14 protein-coding genes are annotated in these 18,368 nt (G+C 49.8%); 8 read left to right on the plus strand and 6 right to left on the minus strand.

The features are described from left to right. Window positions 1-208: 208 nt before the first annotated feature. A complete protein-coding gene (locus ABNH18_RS15365; protein WP_349383687.1) occupies window positions 209-541 on the minus strand; it encodes a hypothetical protein in 333 nt (110 codons plus the stop codon). 205 nt (window positions 542-746) lie between these two features. On the opposite strand from ABNH18_RS15365, the gene ABNH18_RS15370 reads away from it, so the two are divergent. Next, window positions 747-2,255: a GmrSD restriction endonuclease domain-containing protein gene (locus ABNH18_RS15370; protein WP_349383688.1), complete on the plus strand. Its 1,509-nt coding sequence runs from the start codon at window positions 747-749 to the stop codon at window positions 2,253-2,255. 661 nt (window positions 2,256-2,916) lie between these two features. On the opposite strand, the gene ABNH18_RS15375 is transcribed toward ABNH18_RS15370, so the two are convergent. After that, on the minus strand, window positions 2,917-5,244 hold the full coding sequence (locus ABNH18_RS15375) for a TRAP transporter large permease subunit (protein WP_349383689.1): 2,328 nt from the start codon (window positions 5,242-5,244) through the stop codon (window positions 2,917-2,919). A 297-nt stretch (window positions 5,245-5,541) separates the two neighbouring features. Between ABNH18_RS15375 and ABNH18_RS15380 the strand changes: the two genes are divergently transcribed. From ABNH18_RS15380 to ABNH18_RS15410, 7 genes are read left to right on the plus strand one after another with little or no spacing between them, the layout of a single operon-like run. Then, window positions 5,542-6,411 carry a metal-dependent hydrolase gene (locus tag ABNH18_RS15380; protein WP_323775322.1) on the plus strand — a complete coding sequence of 290 codons (870 nt, stop codon included), beginning with the start codon at window positions 5,542-5,544 and terminating at the stop codon, window positions 6,409-6,411. Next, entirely contained in the window at window positions 6,411-7,412 is a 1,002-nt protein-coding gene (locus ABNH18_RS15385) for a BtrH N-terminal domain-containing protein (RefSeq protein WP_299127230.1), read from the plus strand. Before ABNH18_RS15380 ends, ABNH18_RS15385 begins: the two co-directional genes overlap by 1 nt. Further along, window positions 7,412-8,368, plus strand: a complete 957-nt coding sequence (locus ABNH18_RS15390) for a PaaI family thioesterase (protein WP_349383690.1) — start codon at window positions 7,412-7,414, stop codon at window positions 8,366-8,368. Before ABNH18_RS15385 ends, ABNH18_RS15390 begins: the two co-directional genes overlap by 1 nt. Window positions 8,369-8,415: 47 nt before the next feature. Further along, complete coding sequence (locus ABNH18_RS15395) at window positions 8,416-9,966, plus strand: long-chain-fatty-acid--CoA ligase (RefSeq protein WP_349383691.1); 1,551 nt, start codon at window positions 8,416-8,418, stop codon at window positions 9,964-9,966. A gap of 47 nt (window positions 9,967-10,013) precedes the next feature. After that, the gene (locus ABNH18_RS15400; RefSeq protein ID WP_323775318.1) at window positions 10,014-11,174 is read left to right on the plus strand and encodes an acyl-CoA dehydrogenase family protein; all 1,161 of its coding nucleotides are present in this window, start codon (window positions 10,014-10,016) and stop codon (window positions 11,172-11,174) included. A gap of 8 nt (window positions 11,175-11,182) precedes the next feature. Then, the gene (locus ABNH18_RS15405; RefSeq protein ID WP_299126729.1) at window positions 11,183-12,298 is read left to right on the plus strand and encodes an acyl-CoA dehydrogenase family protein; all 1,116 of its coding nucleotides are present in this window, start codon (window positions 11,183-11,185) and stop codon (window positions 12,296-12,298) included. After that, complete coding sequence (locus ABNH18_RS15410; protein ID WP_323775317.1) at window positions 12,285-13,898, plus strand: GMC family oxidoreductase; 1,614 nt, start codon at window positions 12,285-12,287, stop codon at window positions 13,896-13,898. Before ABNH18_RS15405 ends, ABNH18_RS15410 begins: the two co-directional genes overlap by 14 nt. Before the next feature lie 179 nt (window positions 13,899-14,077). Here the strand turns inward: ABNH18_RS15410 and ABNH18_RS15415 are convergent, their stop codons facing one another. From ABNH18_RS15415 to ABNH18_RS15430, 4 genes are read right to left on the minus strand one after another with little or no spacing between them, the layout of a single operon-like run. Next, entirely contained in the window at window positions 14,078-14,962 is an 885-nt protein-coding gene (locus tag ABNH18_RS15415) for a metal-dependent hydrolase (protein WP_323775316.1), read from the minus strand. A 41-nt stretch (window positions 14,963-15,003) separates the two neighbouring features. Then, window positions 15,004-15,870: an SDR family NAD(P)-dependent oxidoreductase gene (locus tag ABNH18_RS15420; RefSeq protein WP_299126510.1), complete on the minus strand. Its 867-nt coding sequence runs from the start codon at window positions 15,868-15,870 to the stop codon at window positions 15,004-15,006. Next, the gene (locus ABNH18_RS15425; RefSeq protein ID WP_349383692.1) at window positions 15,867-17,390 is read right to left on the minus strand and encodes a flavin-containing monooxygenase; all 1,524 of its coding nucleotides are present in this window, start codon (window positions 17,388-17,390) and stop codon (window positions 15,867-15,869) included. The genes ABNH18_RS15420 and ABNH18_RS15425 overlap by 4 nt, the downstream gene beginning before the upstream one ends. After that, the gene (locus ABNH18_RS15430; protein WP_349383693.1) at window positions 17,387-18,355 is read right to left on the minus strand and encodes an alpha/beta fold hydrolase; all 969 of its coding nucleotides are present in this window, start codon (window positions 18,353-18,355) and stop codon (window positions 17,387-17,389) included. The genes ABNH18_RS15425 and ABNH18_RS15430 overlap by 4 nt, the downstream gene beginning before the upstream one ends. Window positions 18,356-18,368 lie beyond the last annotated feature (13 nt).

The raw sequence follows: 18,368 nt of genomic DNA on the forward strand, positions 1-18,368 counted from the left end.
TGGGCGCAGTGAGCGCCTCCCGACCGGTCAGCTCATCCAGCAGGATGGTGGCAGCGGTACTGACAATCTCCTCGGGTTTAACACAGCCCTGCACGTGGTACAGGCCCTGCTCGTTCTTTACGAAAGTAGGAATATCCATTCAGGCCTCCAAAGCGGCATAAAGAAGCCCGCACATGGCGAGCTTCGAGATCGAGGGGAAAAAGAGGGGTTACTCGTCATCGAGGCGGAAGCTGTGACCGCAATCCAGGCATTCCAAGTTGTCGAGATAGGTATTGTCGAGCTTGGAGCCCAGTGCAGCACCGGCTTCACCGCCAGCCACACCACCTGCGAGGGCACCAAGCACAGCGCCAGCGATACCGCCGATAGCTGATCCGGCAGGACCAAACGCCATGCCGACTGTCGCACCGACGCGAGCACCACTAGTAGCCATGGCGACGCCGCTGGCGGCACCGGCAACCATACCAACAGATCCTCCTACCTTGAGGCCATTTTGGAGGGCGACAACGCGGATGGAGCGGCAGGACAGACAGTGAATGATCATGAGATCTCCATGAAATGGGCCAGGGGGCCATTCCTCCCTGGCTTCATGGAGGTGATATGTGTTTGAAATGATTTGGGATCATGGCTACCTTTTGGAACGTTACCTGTTTACTAGGCAGAGGGCTGGATTACTAATGAAGACGTATAGGGAGTGTTGGTTATCATTGGTGAGGTGATTTTAGATATCCCAAAAGAAGGGCAATTTAATGAAAATGAAAAGTGACAAGCGCGCTATCGACAAAATATATAAACGCAGAGATCGCTACGAGATCCCTGATTGGCAAAGGCAGGAAGTATGGGGTAAATCGAAGAAACAAAGTTTGATCGATAGCATCCTTAAAGGTTGGAAGCTGCCAAAGTTTTACCTTTTAAAAACGAATAATTGCCCTGAGGAATACGAGGTAGTGGACGGCCAGCAGCGCCTATCAGCGATATTTGAGTTTTTCGATAACGAACTTCCGTTGTCTCCTGCTACCGCTGAGAAATTTGGCGCTGAATTTTACCGAGAATTAAAGGATGGTGATTCTGATAGTTTTGATGATTTTGAAATTGAATATGACTTAATTGAAGACTCTACAGATGAAGAGGTTAAAGAGTTTTTTCAGCGTCTTCAGGATGGTTTGCCTTTAACAAGTGCTGAGAAATTGAACTCAGTGCATAGCAATTTACGTGACTTCTGTTCATCTATATCAAAAGAAAGTTTTTTCAAAGAAACAATAGGTGTTTCAGACAAGAGGCATGGTCATTTTGATATTTCGGCCAAGGCTGCCTGCATAGAAATTGATGGAATAGGGGTTGGCCTTCGAATAGATGATATGCAAGCTGTATTTGAAAGTCAGTCGAATTTTTCCTCTGATTCTGAAGTCGCAAAGAGGTTGAAAAGATCAATTTATTTTCTTTCCTCTTCTCTGGATGGTTGTAGCTCAATACTAAGAAACCGCTCTTTTGTTCAGTCCTTGATTACTCTTGGGTGCTCAATTGTTAAGTCGAACAACTACCATGGTTTGGATGGTGATTTTAAAGTATTTGTTAGTGAGTTTATTGGAAACTTGTCACTTCAGGTTGAGATGGGGCAAAGGGCAACCGATAAAGATTATATTGATTTTCAAAAGACGATAAGTGCCAACACTAAAGCAGGTCCAAAAATTCGTCATAGCGTGTTGATGCGAAAGCTTCTTTCTGGTTATCCGAGATTTTCTAAATGTTTTAACTCTGAAGAATTGGAAGAGGTGGGTGTTGCTCAAGAAGTTAAATTTTTGGGACAAAAAGTTAGCGATCAAATATCGAAAGTTAATGATATGTACTCTTCAAAAAGTGGAGGGGATCTTTTTAAACCAACAAACAAAACTGTCCGAGCCCTGCAGTCTCTTTCCAGACCTATTAGCGGCTATGGAAGTTATAAGAATCTGATTGAAGAAATGTATTTTCTTTTTCATGAGGGGCCAGGTAGCAAGCTTGACGGCTGTGTTCCTGGCAGTTTTATAGATGTCAACAAGCTTCGCACAAATCTGCAGCATGATGTGGATCATGGCAGGCAGGGTAGGGTGAAGAAGAAAATGGTGGACCTAGGAGGGTCATTTGAGAGGTATTCTGGGTATACGTCACCTGAAATGATTGAAGATGGTTCATTTGTGGTGGTCCAGGCAAATTTATTGGCGGCAGTGATGAAAGATTTGTTGGGGCTAGAGGAATGGATTAAAGGGCAAGATGCTTGATATCGTGGACTGAGTGCTAGGGAGTGTTGATTATGATTTGTGAAAAATGTTTTGCCACGTCCCAGACCAATGATATGAAAATTGCTCTAGGGAGCGAGATTTTTTCCTTTCTCAATTGAGGACATCCCCCAAAACGCACGTCAGTACTAAATCAGTGGGGCCGGTGGGGGCTTCACGCGACTATCCAGCATGAGTTCTATCAGTCGGCGCGGCGGCGAATCGTTTTCAGTCATGCTGGCGTTGCTCTCTGGGTGATGCATGGTACAGAGCGACACCACATTTGCCCGCGCCGATCAGTGAATGTGCGTCATTGAGCCTGCCACCTCAGAAATAGGTAATGGCATCGCCCTCTCCATCGTCTTTTCTAATGCAAAAGCGGCAGATTTCGTAGGCATCCAGTCACGACAGGGTGTGATATATAAAATAGGAGTAGGGGCGCATCACGGCGGTGTGGCTGGAGCCTCAAACCCGGCACGTTGCCGGTCGAGTTTGCCCTGGTCATCATCTGTTGATGGGGGGGGGTGGTCAGGAGTTCAGATAAAGTTTGATTATTCCTGACCAAAATTTTTCGTATTATAGTGAATGCAATCAGTTTACATTTTAATTTTCTCTGAGCGATGGAATCAGTGCTTGAAAGCCAACTTTTAAAATTGACTCGCGATTAACCACCGTGCGATATTTTCTGGAACATATAGCCGTGGAGCGTATCTGACATCAGTGGCAGGTAGGATACCATCAATAGGGCGGTCAGCATCACGGCAATAGGCAGAAGATACTTCTCGTGGCGACGGTAAAAGCTGCCTCCGTGAACTTTGGCGGATTCCACTTCCTCGTCGCCGACCACTTGTCTTGTTAATAAGTGGTTAAGTGCCACCGGTGGTGACAAGTAGCCCAGTTCGAAGGCCGCTAGAGTGATCATCCAGAAGTGCAGGGGCTCAATTCCATTGGCGAACGCCACAGGAGCTATCGTGGCGTTCACCAGTAACACCGCGCCCATCGGATCCATGGTCATGCCAATGATTACCATAGTGATCACCAATATAGTCATTGCAACCCAGATATTGGCAAAAGTTTCAGGTAAGTTTTCCATCATCCCAGAACGTTCTACGATGCCACCAAGGCTTACCGACATGCCCATCAAAATCAACAAGGCACCGATATGTCCGGTGGTTTCATTGGTGGCAAAACGCAGTGAAGACTCTAGCTTCTCTCCTGTGCCTGGTTCAGGCTGGTGGTGAGGTTTTGCCGAGGTTTTTTTTACTAGATGCTGCAGAATCAGGCTGACACTAAGTAACATATTGCGCCAGAAAAGCTCCCAGAACAGGCTGTTAAGTTCATTTTTTGAAGTGCCAGTAGGAATGTTGCCGCTATTCAGGGCCTCCTGCATACCAGCCATATTGTAAGAGGAGTAGAGAATGAGGGGGACTAGCGTCAACGAGAAGACGTGTAGAGATTTTACGCTAAGTTTCTCGTAACACAGAATCGACAGCATCATTACAGGCAAAATGATGGGGGCGTAGATTTCGTTTAACTCCGCACCCAGAATATCTCGGAAAAATACTACCACCGTGCCCATGATGATTATATAGGGAAGCAGTGGGACCAGGCGTTTAAGACTGGCGGGTACTGCTTCAGATAAGGGTGCAATACGGGCGGGTGATGTGCGTACAAACTGGCTGTAAACGAAGAACAAGAGCAAAGACAAAGAGAAAACCTTCAAGCCTGAGGAAAACATCTCATCTGTCGTCACTGCGTTATTCAATGCGGCAATAATCACTACCAGAAGACAAGGTCGAAGAACGACGCCGAGAGAGCCAGACATAGCAGTGGCTGCCAGAGCTAACTGCTTGCGGGCTCCGGCGCGAATCAGCTCATGGTAAACGGTGGCGCCAGCTGCGATTACAAAAATACCTGAAGCGCCGGTGAACGCTGTCGGGATTGCGGTAATTGCTAGCACGACAAAACACATGAGCTCTGGAGACATTTTCCAGGGTCGCAGTACATCAAATACCAGGTGGGCGAGTTTGGTTTGACGTAACATCATGCCTATCCAGATATACAGCGCGAGGCTCAAAAACAGTGTGGAAAGCTCCATGAGCATACCTAGGTATACACTTATTCCGTGATAGTAACCTTGTTGGGCGAACTGGATACCTGCGGAAATACACATGATGCTGTACAGCGGAATGGTCAGCAGCGATTTCCCCCAAGAGCCGCCATCGCTTAGATCTTTCGGCGGACGGAGCAACTGGTAGAACGCTGCCAGGCTGAGAATACTAAATCCTGCAATCCAGAACTGATGAAGATAGAAGTGATCAACGTTGACTCCATCTGCCACTGCGGATAATTCTGCACTGCGATAAACCCATGCTGACGCCAATAGCATCAGGTTTGCACTTAGCTGACCAACAGTTGAGACCAAATGATCCTTGCGCGTTTGAGCAGGCCGAAGTGCGATGTGGTGCCGGGAGAATGTAGCTGTTGCTGCACAGATTATGATAAGTAGGCAGAGTAAAAGGCGCTTGTAACCCCCAAGGGTGGTGACCAGATGGGCCACCCCTGTTTCCAGGTTGCGGAAGGCAATCACTCCAGGAGTGGCGTTCTCTTGAACCATCCTGTAGTCGCTCCATTTATTGCGACAAATGGAGCGGGATGACTCCAGCGATTGACGTATCGCTCCTTCGTTCACCTCTGATCCCAAAATTCCGGCTAATGGATCGGCCGCCATTCGTGCTTTCTTCTCGGTGATGGCCTTCTGGATCTCCTGTTCAATGTTAGGATCTGAATTACAGGTGGGGGCGCCGACAAGTCCCGCTGTTCGCAGCTTGAAGTAACCTTCCCATGTGCTCTCACCAATCTTGAGTAACTGGGAATGAATCACTTCGCCAGAGGCTAGAAAAATAGTGAGCAATAGCAGGATTATGGTTGGCAAGGAGGAAAGCCATTCTCCCGCAGATCGCTGTGCCATGCTCAAACTGGCAATATTCATCGGTACTTCCTTGCTCTATAAATTTATCGGTTACAAACGACAGGGTCGAACCGAATGTTTAAGGGAATTCTGAATATTTCGTAAAATGTGGTGATTCTCACTTCTTGGCTTTTGATCGGCCCATAGCGCTGATATTTAGCGCATCTTTCATGGTCGAATCACTACTTCGAAAGTTATAAGCATGAAACTTAAGTGGTTTTGCCGCTTTGTAGGTTTGTTCTGGTTGACATTTGGTTAGTTGACCAAATAACATCGAAGGATGTCAACCTAAAGACAACCTGTTTCATTGGAGGAATTATGACTTCTTTGCCAATCCAGCCACGTAAAGTTGCTTTTGATGTCTCATCAGTGCCGCGGCACTGGAATGGCGGTGATCCCGTGCTGACCCGCTTTTTTGACGCCCTCTCAGTACATTTCCCGGAGGGAGAGCGCTTCTTTATCCAGTCAGTGCGTAACTTCAAGGATCAGGTGACAGATGATCAGCTGATCGAGGACATTCGTCACTTTATTCGCCAGGAAGGTCAGCACGGCATTGTCCATGATCGTTTCAACGATGTGATGGCCAGCCAGGGCGTGGATGTAGATAAGGTCACTACGAATTTAAGGACGTTTATTCGCACCACACAAAAGTACCTGCCGAAGAAGTATCAGCTCGCCATGACTGCGGCGTTTGAGCACTTTACGGCAACCCTGGGCGAAGCCATGGTTAGCGAGAAGAGCGACATGTTTGGCGAGGCCGATCCCGTCATGAGAGCGTTGTTTCTTTGGCACGGGGTTGAAGAAGTAGAACACAAGGCCGTGGCCTATGATCTTTACCAGGGAGCTGCAGGTGGGGGCTACCTGACACGCGCCTCCGCGTTGGTGGTCGCGACTCTGATGGTTCACCTTGTCGTGGCTCCAGTATTTTGGAATATGCTCAAGCTTGATGGTGTGACGCGCCAGCCTAGTGTGATTCTGCGGGGCCTGAATAAGCTTTATGGGCGAAAAGGTATTCTCACAGGCATGCTGCCTGATTTTCTCGCTTGGTTCCGCCCTGGGTTTCACCCTTGGGATACCGGTATGCCTGAGAAAGTTGCCGCGTGGTTGGCGGAGTATGAGGCTCATGGAGATCCGATGCGGGCATCGGAAACTATTTATTGTCCGGCTCCAGTGAGTGAGGCAGCCTGATGCAGGGGGACAAGAAGGATAACCCCAGTACCTTTGATGTTCCTCATACACATCGGCCTGGGCGTCACTGTGGCAGTTCGGCTATCAGAGACCTGCTGGAGTTTCATGGGCTTAATTTGACGGAAGCTTTCTGCTTCGGGCTGGGTGCCGGGCTTGGTATTACCTATGTAGAAATACCAGGCAAGGACACCCCGTTTATTGTCCATGTTCGCTCAATGGGCTTTGAGGAAACAGTGTTCTCTACACTGGGTGTGCCGTTTCGCTGGGAGAGCTGGCAGGATCGGGATGTTGCAGCGGATGCGTTGGATACCTATCTTGATGCGGGGCGGCCTGCGCTTCTCTTAACTGATATTTTTCACCTTCCTTATTTTCAAAGCAGTACACATTTTCCCGGTCACGCCATCGTAGCCTGGCAGCGAGCTGAGAAGGGCGAGACTCTGCTCGTCAGTGACACCGAGCGACCAGGACTTCTAGAGGTGCCCCGTGACAAGCTGGCTAAAGCCAGATTTTCTCTGTCGCCACCCTTTATCCATCATGGTTCATTGTTCGCACCCGAAAGGGTTTCGGTGCAGGTTTCTGCCGAAAAAGTGCGCAGTGCAATTGTCCAGAATGCTGAAAATCTCCAGAAGGGGAGCCGGAACCAGGGTATAGAGGCTTTGACGACCTGGATAAATGATCTTCCTCGCTGGAAAGCGGTTGATAAATGGCAATGGTTACTCCGTTTTGCCTATCAAGTGATTGAAAAACGAGGGACTGGAGGTGGCGGATTTAGAGCGATGTATTCAGAGTTTCTCGATGAAGCGAGTGAAATTGTTCCTGAAATACATGGGGCAGGCTTGGTCGAGCTGATGCGCACTAGTGCTGAGGCATGGTCTGCTCTGGCCGATTGCCTGCGAAAGGGGTCCGAAAGTGAAATATTCCCTGAAGAGGCAATAACGGCCGCCATTGAATCTGTGCGTGTTGAAGAGACCCGATATGCGGATGCCGCTTCAAAACTCTGATGAAAAAGTTGCTAAATATGACAGCTGAAAAATCACTTCCGAGAGAACTGCTTGCTGCAAAGGCGTTTTTTGGTTCAGGGCATCCGTTATTCAGGGTTTTTGGTATCGCAATGGATGAAATGACCAAAGATGGCGCGGTAATGAGCATGCCTTGTGTGGAAGAGGTTTGTGATCAGCAGGGTATGCTTCATCGAGGAGCCATCGCTACCTTACTTGATACGGCATGTGGTTTGGCGATTTTTGTGCGTCTCGGCAACATGCGGCCGATTGCGACAATTGATTTGCGCGTTGATTTTATCGCTAAACCTAAGCCTGGCGAAGGGGTGACTTGTAATGTCACCTGTTTTGCAGTTGAACAGAGTATTGCCTATGTCCGTGGAGAGGCGTTTGGACGTGATGGAGGAAATCTGTTGGCGTCGGTATCAGGGAGTTTTGCGATAGGAACTGCAGGCCCTTCTTTTGATCAGTCAATGAATGCTGGTCATGATAATAATCCCTCGGAGAAAAAAACAGCCGATGATGCAGGACTCATAAGCTCCGAAAAAGAAAGGATGACAGCTCCCTCTGCTGTGGCCGGCGATGCATCACCATACGAAAAATTCCTTGGTATTGCGGCTTCGGGTGATAACGGTGAAAAAACCTATAAAATGCCGTTTCGTGAGCAGCACATTGGTAATCCACTGATCAAGACTTTCCATGGCGGTATTATCGCAAGCTTCGCGGAGCTCGTTGCCGGCATTCACTTAACAAAGAATCAGGATGAACAAAGTAAGCCCGTATGCTCAAGTATGACTTTGGATTATTTGCGCCCTGCCTTTGCGGGTACGTTGGTGGCCAAACCGAACATTATTCGTGAAGGGAAGCGCTTCATTGTAGTTGTTGTGGATGTATTTCTTGATGGCGACCAGGTATCCCGAGGCCGCTTCATTTATAAGAGAGCCTTCGCCTCTAGCTAATCCAACCTATAAACATCCACCTTCTGCCTCAATAGAGGAGCTCTGTTATGTATATTTCACAGACTTTGCGCCGTGCCGTTCAATTAAACGGCCAAGGAACGGCGACTGTTTTTGCTAGCCGGCGGCAAACCTGGCGAGAGTTTGAAGATCGTATCGCATGCCTTGCTAACGGGTTGCTGGGTCTGGGCGTCAATGCGGGGGACAGGGTTGCCATACTGGCGTTAAACAGCGATCGATATCTGGAGTATTTCTATGCAGTGCCGTGGGCCGGTGCGGCAGTGAATCCAGTCAATATTCGGCTCGCGCCACCGGAAGTCGCCTATACCTTGAATGACTCAGGTTCCACGGTGCTTTTCGTTGATGACACGTTTGCAGCGTTGCTGCCATCCCTGCAGTCACAGCTTGAGTCTATCAAGCATGTTGTCTTCATGGGCGAGGGTGAGTGTCCACAAGGGTGTATTGATTACGAACCCCTTGTCGCCAACTCCGATCGAATCAGTGATGCCAATGCCGGCGGCGGCGACTTGGCGGGGCTGTTTTATACCGGTGGCACCACGGGGCGATCAAAAGGCGTGATGCTGAGTCATGACAACCTGGTGTTCAACGCGCTGAACGTGGTTGCCGAAATGGGCTATGACAGTGACACCATATATATGCATGCCGGGCCCATGTTCCACTTGGCTGATATGGCAAGCACGTTCGCCGTGACGCTGGCTGCGGGGACTCATGGCATTGTTCCTCGCTTTGATGTTGATGAAGTGCTGGCTTTCATTGAGCAGGAGAAAGTCACGAACACCCTGCTGGTGCCGACCATGGTCAATCTTTTGGCCTCATCTGGTCGCATCGTCAATTACGATGTCAGCAGCATAAAACGCATGCTGTATGGCGCATCACCAATGCCAGAGGCGGTGTTGATTAGCGCTATGGAACAAATGCCGACAGTGTCATTTGCTCAGGGCTATGGTCAGACCGAAGCCTCCCCGATTATTACCTCGCTCGGACCGGAACATCACATTCCTGGCGGAGAAAAATTACGCAGCGCAGGCCGTGCGGCATTGGGTGTGGAGGTGCAGGTGCTTGATGAAAATGATCAGGCGGTATCTCAAGGTGCGGTTGGCGAAATATGTGCGCGAGGACCGAACGTCATGCTGGGCTACTGGGGAATGGAATCAACAACCGCTGACACCTTGCGCAATGGTTGGCTACATACCGGTGACCTTGGCTACATGGACGAGGATGGCTTTGTCTTCATCGTTGATCGTGCCAAGGACATGGTAATCAGCGGTGGAGAGAATGTTTTCTCTGTTGAAGTCGAAGGTGCCATTTATAGCCATCCTGCGGTACAGGAGTGCGCGGTACTTGGTATTCCGGATGATCGCTGGGGTGAAGCTGTGCATGCAATCGTGGTTCTGCGTGAAGGAGAGCACGCCAGTGAGGCAGAGATTATCGAACATTGCCGTGAAAGAATTGCAGGTTACAAAGTGCCTCGTAGCGTTGATTTTAGGGTCGAGTCGTTGCCGGTGAGTGGGGCAGGAAAGGTGCTGAAAAACGAACTGCGAGCCCCCTTTTGGGAAAAGAACAGTAAACAGGTTAATTGAGTAAAAAATAACCTTGTATTACGAAATTTATTGGTTTGGAGGCTTCCATGAATCTGGATTTCAGTAATGACGAAAAAGAATTTCGCAAGACTATCCGGCAGTGGATGAAGGAAAATGTGCCTGATGATATCCGGCGCTGTACTGCCCGAGGAGCGATGCCAGACAAGAATATGCAGCAACGATGGGAGCGTTTGCTGGGCAGTCAAGGTTGGCTCACTTCTACTTGGCCAGAACAATTTGGTGGCCCAGGGTGGAGTGCAACCCAGCGGTATATTTTCGATCAGGAACGCGCCTCGGCGGGTGCTCCGCCAACAAGCCCTTTTGGTGTGGCCATGGTTGGGCCGGTGCTATATACCTTTGGTTCTGAAGCGCAGAAGGAACGATGGTTGCCCGGCATTCAGCGTGGCGAAACATTCTGGTGCCAAGGCTATTCTGAGCCCAATGCGGGCTCAGATCTGGCCTCGTTAAAAACGCGAGCCACGCTTAATGGCGACCATTATTTGGTTAATGGTCAGAAAATCTGGACGACACAGGCCCATTGGGCAGACATGATGTTTTGCTTGGTGCGAACGGATAGCACCGTGAAACAGCAGCAAGGCATTTCATTCCTGCTGATCGACATGAAAACCCCCGGGATTGAAGTGCGGCCGATTTATTCAATTGATGGGCATCATCACCTCAACGAAGTCTATTTCACCGACGTGAAAGTGCCAGTGGAAAATTTGGTAGGCCAAGAAGGGATGGGATGGACCATCGCCAAGTTTCTACTTACCCACGAACGCACCACCATTGCCGGTGTGGCGGATCTTCACTACGAGATCCATCGTCTTAAAAGCGCAATCGATGCGCTACCAACGGAAACAGATAAGCAGCTGGCGACACGTCGTTTGGCTGGCTTGGAAGTCGATCTTATGGCGCTGGAATACACCAATTTTCGCACCGTTGCTGCCACGGATGAAGGCAAACCGTTCGGCCCGGAATCGTCAGGGCTGAAAATCAAAGGCACGGAACTACAGCAAAGGGTTTCCCAGGCGATGGTAGAAATCGGAGGTTTGATGTCTCTTCCATGGGATAACGAGGAGCCCATTGGGGAGAAAATTTTTAATCAGGCCAGTCGTCGCTATAACTTCCTGCGCGCGTGCACCATCTATGGTGGATCTAATGAGATCCAGAAAAACGTGTTGGCGAAGATGTTGCTGGGATTGTGAGGTGAAAAATGGATTTCAAGTTACCCGAAAATACCAACATGATTGCGGACACGGCGCGCCGCTATCTTAAAGACAACTATTCATTTGATACCTACATTGCACAGTTGAATGAGAGTAATCACCTTGAAGCGAATCGCTGGCAGGCCATGAATGATTTGGGTTGGTTTGGCCTTCCTTTTGCTGAATCCGTTGGAGGGTATGGTGGGGCATTGCTTGACGTGTGCGCCATTGTACAGGAGTTGGGAGCCGCGCTTTGTCTTGACCCTTTTGTCGATTTAATTGTTTCTCCCGGCAAGTTACTGGAGTACGCCAACACCCCTGCATCCTTAGCGTTACTTGATCGTATTATTGCAGGTGAGACACGTGTAGCGTGCGGTCTTTATGACAGGCATGCAGGTTATCATGTACTGAATCCTTCCTTGAGGCTAAACGGAGAACGACTATCCGGGCAGAAGCACGTTGTGTCTGATGGTGGCGTTGCAGACACCGTGCTCGTCTCTGCTATGTCTGGTGATGAGTTGATCATTGTCGCGCTACCTTTCGACGCCTGTGGCGTTGAAAGATATCGACTGCTCGATGGAAGCCGTGCTGCCAGTTTGACGTTTGATGATGTGCTCATCACAGACGAAATGGTCTTGTGTCGTAGTGATGCAGCAAAGCAGGCGGTTTCTGCCTGGTTCGATTATCTGTGCGCATTGGACTGCGCACGTATGTACGGTGCCTGCCGAGAGGTTTATCAGGCCACTCTGGAATACGCTCGAACGCGTAAACAGTTTGGTACAACGATTGGCAGTTTTCAGGTAATCCAGCACTACCTTGTTGATGCGTTTATTGATCTCCAACAGCTGGAATCCATGCTCTTGATGGTGTCAGTAAAAGGAGAGAGCGCAAACGTTTGTGAGCGCAGGCGCGCGATAGCGGCGGCAAAGGCTTACTACGCAAACCAGGCCGTCGGTATCACTCAGCAAGGTATCCAGATTCATGGTGGCGTTGGGGTTACGGAAGAGCTGAACATTGGCCATTACTTCCGTCTGGTGACACATGCGTCATTGAGTCATGGCGACCGAGAGCACCACCTGTCACGGTTTATTCAGTCGGGGGTGAGTCAAAATGAAGTCGTTTGATTTCATCGTCGTGGGAGCGGGCTCTTCCGGCTGTGTTCTTGCTAATCGGTTGAGTGAGTGCGGCAAGTATTCCGTTTGTCTTATCGAGGCCGGGCCACATGATAATAGCGGTTTTATTAATGTTCCGTTCGGACTCATTGGTCTGATTAAGCAAGGTAAACGGAACTGGGGTTACGACACTGCACCACAAAATTATCTTAATAAAAGACGCCTCTACTGGCCGCGGGGTAAAACATTGGGTGGTAGCAGCTCAATCAATGCCATGGTCTACATTCGTGGCCAACAACAAGACTATGATGAATGGGCTGCCCAAGGCGCAACGGGATGGGCTTGGAAGGATGTGCAGCCAATATTCAATGCACATGAAAATAATGAACAATACTCCGCTGACAATTGGCATGGTGTGGGTGGACCACTGAATGTCACCCGAGTCAGGGATGTTAATCCGTTAACCCTGCTGTTTATTAAGTCCGGTGAAGAGCTGGGTTATACCAGAAACGATGATTTTAACGGGCCAGAACAGAAAGGCTTTGGTCGATTTCAGGTAACACAAAAAGATGGGCGCCGATGGAGTGCCGCACGAGCCTTCCTTGATCCTGCTCGTGGCCGCGATAACCTTCAAATCATGACCGATGTGCAAGTGACCAAGGTGCTAATTGATGATGGCAGAGCGGTTGGGGTTGAAACTCATCATGGTGAGGATGGGTTCTCAATCGTTGGCGCCAACAAAGAGATTATTCTATGTGGTGGCGCGATCAATAGCCCTCAGTTGCTTATGTTATCAGGTGTTGGAGATAAAGAGCATTTGTCGAGAATTGGGGTTGATTGCTTGCTCCATTCTCCAGAAGTAGGGGGGAATCTTCAGGATCACCTTGATATGACAGTTATGATAAAGGACCGAAGCCGGCAGTCCATTGGAATGTCACCGTTTTTTATACCTCGCCTAGTTAGCGCCTGCTACCAGTACTTTCGTTATAGGCGTGGTTTTCTTGCCAGCAACGCGGCGGAAGCTGGTGCTTTTGTTGATCTGCTCAACGATACAAATCGCCCTGATGCGCAACTACATTTTTTGCCGGCTTTTTTGCGAGATCATGGCCGTAAGTTAACGCCAGGATTCGGTTGTACCATTCACGTTTGTCAACTTCGGCCGAAGAGCCGCGGCCGGATCAGGCTGGCTAGCAGCGATCCTCTGGCCGCGCCAGTGATTGATCCTAACTACCTTTCTCACCCTGACGATATTCTTGTGCTCCGTGAAGGGGTGAAACTAGCCAGAAAGGTATTTCACAGTCAGTCTTTCAGCTCTGCCTTTGGCGGTGATGATGAACCGGCTTCCAGTGTGGAGAGTGATGACCAGATTGATGCTGATATTCGACAGCGCGCTGAAACAATCTATCACCCCGTCGGCACTTGCCGAATGGGTAGTGATGAAAAGGCGGTGGTGGATATTCGTCTGCGGGTTAACGGCGTGCTGGGTTTACGTGTCGCGGATGCCTCGATCATGCCATTGTTGATCAGTGGTAATACGAATGCGCCATGTATGATGATTGGCGAGCGAGCGGCACAATTCATTCTAGAGGATGCGCAATTCAATATCTGGTAGAGAAAAATATTATAAAAGGTGTGATGCCGGAGTTGCGTGGAAACAATTCCGGCATTTTTTTGTGTGTCTATTAGCAAACGGTAGTGACGGCGTCGTCAACTTTTCAGGAAATGGAAGGGGGCTCAGATCTATCTGGCTAGTTAAACCTTAGTTTTAACCTAAAACCCCCTTGAGCGTTATCATGCCGCCGGATTGCTATACAGTTCATGAAGCTGGCCACCTTCAGCAAACAAATTCTCGCGCCACAGTTTTTCCAGCCTTTTGGTGTCATGTTGATCGGGGTGGAAATTCGGCTGAATGAACTCAGGAAGGCGCGAAATGATTTGCGATACAAACCCGTTACGACCAAACAATATATTCAGACCTTTGACATTATCGCTGATTTTGCCAAGCTGGCCGTCTTTGACAAGCATCCAGCTCCAGGTGATGCCCAGCATCGGCAGCAAGACGACCATGGAGGCAAGGGCTGCAGCCACGCGCTCTGTACGGCTGTTGCCAATAAGCTCATACACGTCGTAGGCAACGGATTTGTGTTCCAGCTCTTCAAGTGCGTGCCATTGCCATATCTTGATCATCTCTGGGTCTGCCTGGCGTACAAAATTCTCGTCTTCAAGAAGCTGCTCGGCAAGAAGTGCAGTAAAGTGTTCCATGAACGTGGTGGCTGCCAGCCGTGTGCTCGGTGGTAACTTCTCCAGTATCGCCAGGCCAATTTTGACAAACCGATCTGGTGACTGCATGTCATAGCCGTATTCGGCAAGAATCTGGTTCAGCCTGTCATGCTCACGTCCGTGAATGGCCTCCTGACCCATGAAGCCGGAAATAGCCGCCCGTAGAGATTCGTCCTGGACCTGCCCCCGGAAATGTCTAACGGATTCCATGAAATAACGTTCACCAGGGGGGAAAAACCCGGATAACATGGCAAAGAAGGTAGTTGCTGTGGCATTTCCAGCATAAAAGTACTTTGGCATGGAATCCGGGAATTGAAAATTGATATGACGCGGCGGAATACCCACCAGTGCGCCGCTCAGTTTCTTAATGCTTTTTACCGTATTAGACGAGCGCATATCGCCTCCAGTCAATTATGTGATAGTTAAAGTGAATAGTGTCAGGCCATGCCCTGATTCGTTTTTTCGTTTTTGCCGCTTTTTTGCTTTTTAAACATAACTTCAAGCAAGCGTTGGTAGCCTGTCGGCATAAGTCTCTGGGTGGTGTCCAACATGATTGCGTCACCGCCTACCAAGACTCTTCGCCGGTTTTTCCGCACGCCTTTAAGGATGGTTCTAGCGGCAGTTTCGGGTGTGGTCATGGCAATTTTTTCGAACATGTTGGCAATCTCTTCTTTGTCGCCCATGCTCATGCTGCCCATGTCCCCCATGCGACTATTACGCGCGATGTTGGTCTTTACTCCACCTGGATGAACGCAAGTCGCGCTGACAAGGCCGCCCGCGATATCGAGCTCTTCACGTAATGATTCTGTAAATCCGCGAACAGCAAATTTCGCGGCATTGTAGGCTGACTGGGTTGGGACGCCGATAATTCCGAAAACACTGGAGATGTTGACGATATGGCCTTCACCTGCTTGCTGGAGATGGGGAAGAAATGCCTTTGTACCGTATACGACACCCCAGAAATTGATGTTCATCAGCCATTCGAAGTTTTCATAGCTCATGTTATCAACGGTCTCACCAAGGCCGACACCGGCGTTATTCATGATGAGGTTAACTTTCCCATGCGTTGCAACAGTATCCTCTGCGTACTGGTAGACAGCCTTCCTGTCACTTACGTCTACCTCATGAGTGCTGATCACGACAGGGTAGCCCGCCAATAGCTCTACGGTTTTGTCTAGGCTTTCCTTGCTGATATCCGAAATTGCCAGATGGCATCCTTCTTGAGCCAAGGCAATTGCTGTAGCTTGTCCGATACCGGATCCAGCGCCAGTAATAGCGGCGACTTTTCCTGAAAAAGATTTCATCGTTGTACCTCACTGAGTGTGCTGCCAAGAAGTTGTTGGACGAGACCGCGTTTTGTTTTGTGGAGGCTTGCTCCTGAGAATTTCAGATAGCCATCATCTAGCTTTCCATAGCGGAGCGCCGGAAGGTCGTGAAGGTAATCGTTGAGATTCTGCCAGGGGTCTTTATGACCTTGGCGTGGCAAACGGTCGTCCGCGCGCTGAATGTAACCGGATCGAAGGTTGAGAAAATTGACATCAGAGACACAGTCTTCATTGTCAATAGGGGTAACCTTTTCAGCACCAGTCTTTTTCATGTGCTTCAGTAGGCGACAAACAAACTCCGAGGCAATGTCTGCCTTGAGTGTCCAGGACGCATTGGTGTAGCCAAAGATCAATGCCATGTTGGGTACGTTTTCCAGCATTAGTCCCTTGTACATTATTGCGTCAGATATGTTGACGCTCTTGCCGTCAACACGAAGATTAGCGCCACCAAACATTTGCAAATCTAGGCCAGTGGCAGTGACGATGATATCGGCTGGTATCCAATCCCCAGATTCCAGTTTTATACCGGTTTTGGTGACATTTTTTATATGATCCGTCACCACGGAAGCCTTGCCTTCACGAAGCACCTTGAAAAGATCCCCCTTCGGAACTGCGCACATTCGTTCCTCCCAGGGGTTGTAGTGAGGTTGGAAATGTTTCATGTCGATATCCGGGCCCAGTTGTTTGCGGGCAGCGGCCAGCAGTAATCTGCGGATTGCTTTGGGCTTGCGAATCGACAGGTTAAATACGGTTCTTTGCAGCAGGATATTGCGTGTGCGCGCCATGCGGTAAACAAGCATTTCTGGCAGTACTCGGCGCAGATTTTTCGAGATGAGATCTTGCTCAGGGACGGAAGCAACATAAGTAGGGGAGCGCTGTAACATGGTGACATGGGCGGCGTTGTCGGTCATCGCGGGCACCAGTGTTACGGCGGTGGCGCCGCTGCCGATCACGACAACTCGCTTACCCGTATAGTCGTATTCATCTGGCCAGTGTTGCGGGTGAATAACCTCGCCGCCAAAACGATTGATTCCAGGGATTTTCGGAGTGTAGCCGGCGTCATAGTTATAATAACCGGTACAGTTGAGGACAAACCCTGCGGTGAAAATCTCCTCTTCACCGGTTTCCTCGTTCAGCGCGGTAACCGTCCAGCGATTGAATTCGCTGCTCCAGTCCTCGTCGGTGACTTTGAGGCCAAAATGAATATGTCTGTGGACCTGATGATGCTCAGCGGTTTCTTCGATGTAATTGCGAATAGAGGGGCCATCGGCAAGCATCTTGGTGTCTGTCCAGGGCCGAAAGTTATAGCCGAGTGTGAACATATCTGAGTCTGAACGGATGCCGGGATAGCGAAATAAATCCCAGGTCCCACCAACGCGCTTGCGTCGCTCAAGGATACCATAGCGTAGATCTGGGCACTTGCGGCTCAGATGACAACCCGCACCGACGCCGGAAAGGCCCGCGCCAATGATCAGCACGTCGAGATGTTTATGTTTCATGGTGTAAGTCTCCGATCGGTGGAGCGTATGTGAATACATTGCGGGTCAAGGTGCTGAAGAAAGTCCAGCACTGCTCCGGTAAAAATATTGTTGCGGTCACCCGCTACCATATGGCCTGCTTGACCGATCACTCGGTACTTGGCATGTGGCACCAGGGCTAATAATTCCTGGGCTCCTGCTTCGCTGAGTACATCACTGTGATGGCCGCGGATGAGTAATATCGGTAGTTTGAGTCTATTCGCTGCACGATTGAGTCGCGCTCGGCCGAACATGCCTTCATCTGCTTCAGGGATTACCGCATGATCAAGAAATGCAGGATCCCAGTGCCAATGGAGACGGCCATTAGCGTCCTGGCGGAGGTTTTTTCGCAAGCCCTGTGAGTTTGATGGTGCTTTTCGTGTTGGATTATAGGCAGCCACGGCATCCTGGACCTGATCCAGAGAGTCGAAACCGTCAGGGTGGCGGCGCATGAACTCAATCACCCGGCGAACACCTTTGGTCTCCAGCCGTGGGGCCACATCCACCAGTACCAGACCTCGACAGGGCAAGGGGGGCTCCTCCCCAAGGGTAAGCATGGCCGTAAGTCCGCCCATTGACGCGCCCACGATATAAGGCGATGAGGGAAGTGACTGAATGATGACGCGGAGGTCTGATACCAGCGCGGTACCGCTGTAATCACCTTCAGGGGACCACTGGCTTTGACCATGACCGCGGGCATCAATGCTGGTAGCGCAGTACCCGGATCTGGCCAGAGCTGTTGCCGTGTGCGCCCAAGCATGACGGGTCTGTCCGCCGCCATGAAGCAGGAGCACCTGCGGTGACTTCGGATCTCCGAACTGGGTTGCACTTAGAACCAATCCGCCGTTTCCCAGGAACTGTATGTCCCTGCCAGATTCCGGTGAGTGCTTTGAACCGCGCCAGTTAAGGCTTGCGGGGCTGTCGTGAGGATGCATCATTATAGACATTTATTTATTTGGC

Origin of the sequence: Alcanivorax sp. (assembly GCF_040118815.1) — a bacterium.
Classification (GTDB): domain Bacteria; phylum Pseudomonadota; class Gammaproteobacteria; order Pseudomonadales; family Alcanivoracaceae; genus Alcanivorax.

Coding starts and splice junctions, on each gene's coding strand:
- ABNH18_RS15365 (WP_349383687.1), bottom strand. CDS start 541: ATGATCATTCACTGTCTGTCCTGCCGCTCCATCCGCGTTGTCGCCCTC.
- ABNH18_RS15370 (WP_349383688.1), top strand. CDS start 747: ATGAAAATGAAAAGTGACAAGCGCGCTATCGACAAAATATATAAACGC.
- ABNH18_RS15375 (WP_349383689.1), bottom strand. CDS start 5,244: ATGAATATTGCCAGTTTGAGCATGGCACAGCGATCTGCGGGAGAATGG.
- ABNH18_RS15380 (WP_323775322.1), top strand. CDS start 5,542: ATGACTTCTTTGCCAATCCAGCCACGTAAAGTTGCTTTTGATGTCTCA.
- ABNH18_RS15385 (WP_299127230.1), top strand. CDS start 6,411: ATGCAGGGGGACAAGAAGGATAACCCCAGTACCTTTGATGTTCCTCAT.
- ABNH18_RS15390 (WP_349383690.1), top strand. CDS start 7,412: ATGAAAAAGTTGCTAAATATGACAGCTGAAAAATCACTTCCGAGAGAA.
- ABNH18_RS15395 (WP_349383691.1), top strand. CDS start 8,416: ATGTATATTTCACAGACTTTGCGCCGTGCCGTTCAATTAAACGGCCAA.
- ABNH18_RS15400 (WP_323775318.1), top strand. CDS start 10,014: ATGAATCTGGATTTCAGTAATGACGAAAAAGAATTTCGCAAGACTATC.
- ABNH18_RS15405 (WP_299126729.1), top strand. CDS start 11,183: ATGGATTTCAAGTTACCCGAAAATACCAACATGATTGCGGACACGGCG.
- ABNH18_RS15410 (WP_323775317.1), top strand. CDS start 12,285: ATGAAGTCGTTTGATTTCATCGTCGTGGGAGCGGGCTCTTCCGGCTGT.
- ABNH18_RS15415 (WP_323775316.1), bottom strand. CDS start 14,962: ATGCGCTCGTCTAATACGGTAAAAAGCATTAAGAAACTGAGCGGCGCA.
- ABNH18_RS15420 (WP_299126510.1), bottom strand. CDS start 15,870: ATGAAATCTTTTTCAGGAAAAGTCGCCGCTATTACTGGCGCTGGATCC.
- ABNH18_RS15425 (WP_349383692.1), bottom strand. CDS start 17,390: ATGAAACATAAACATCTCGACGTGCTGATCATTGGCGCGGGCCTTTCC.
- ABNH18_RS15430 (WP_349383693.1), bottom strand. CDS start 18,355: ATGTCTATAATGATGCATCCTCACGACAGCCCCGCAAGCCTTAACTGG.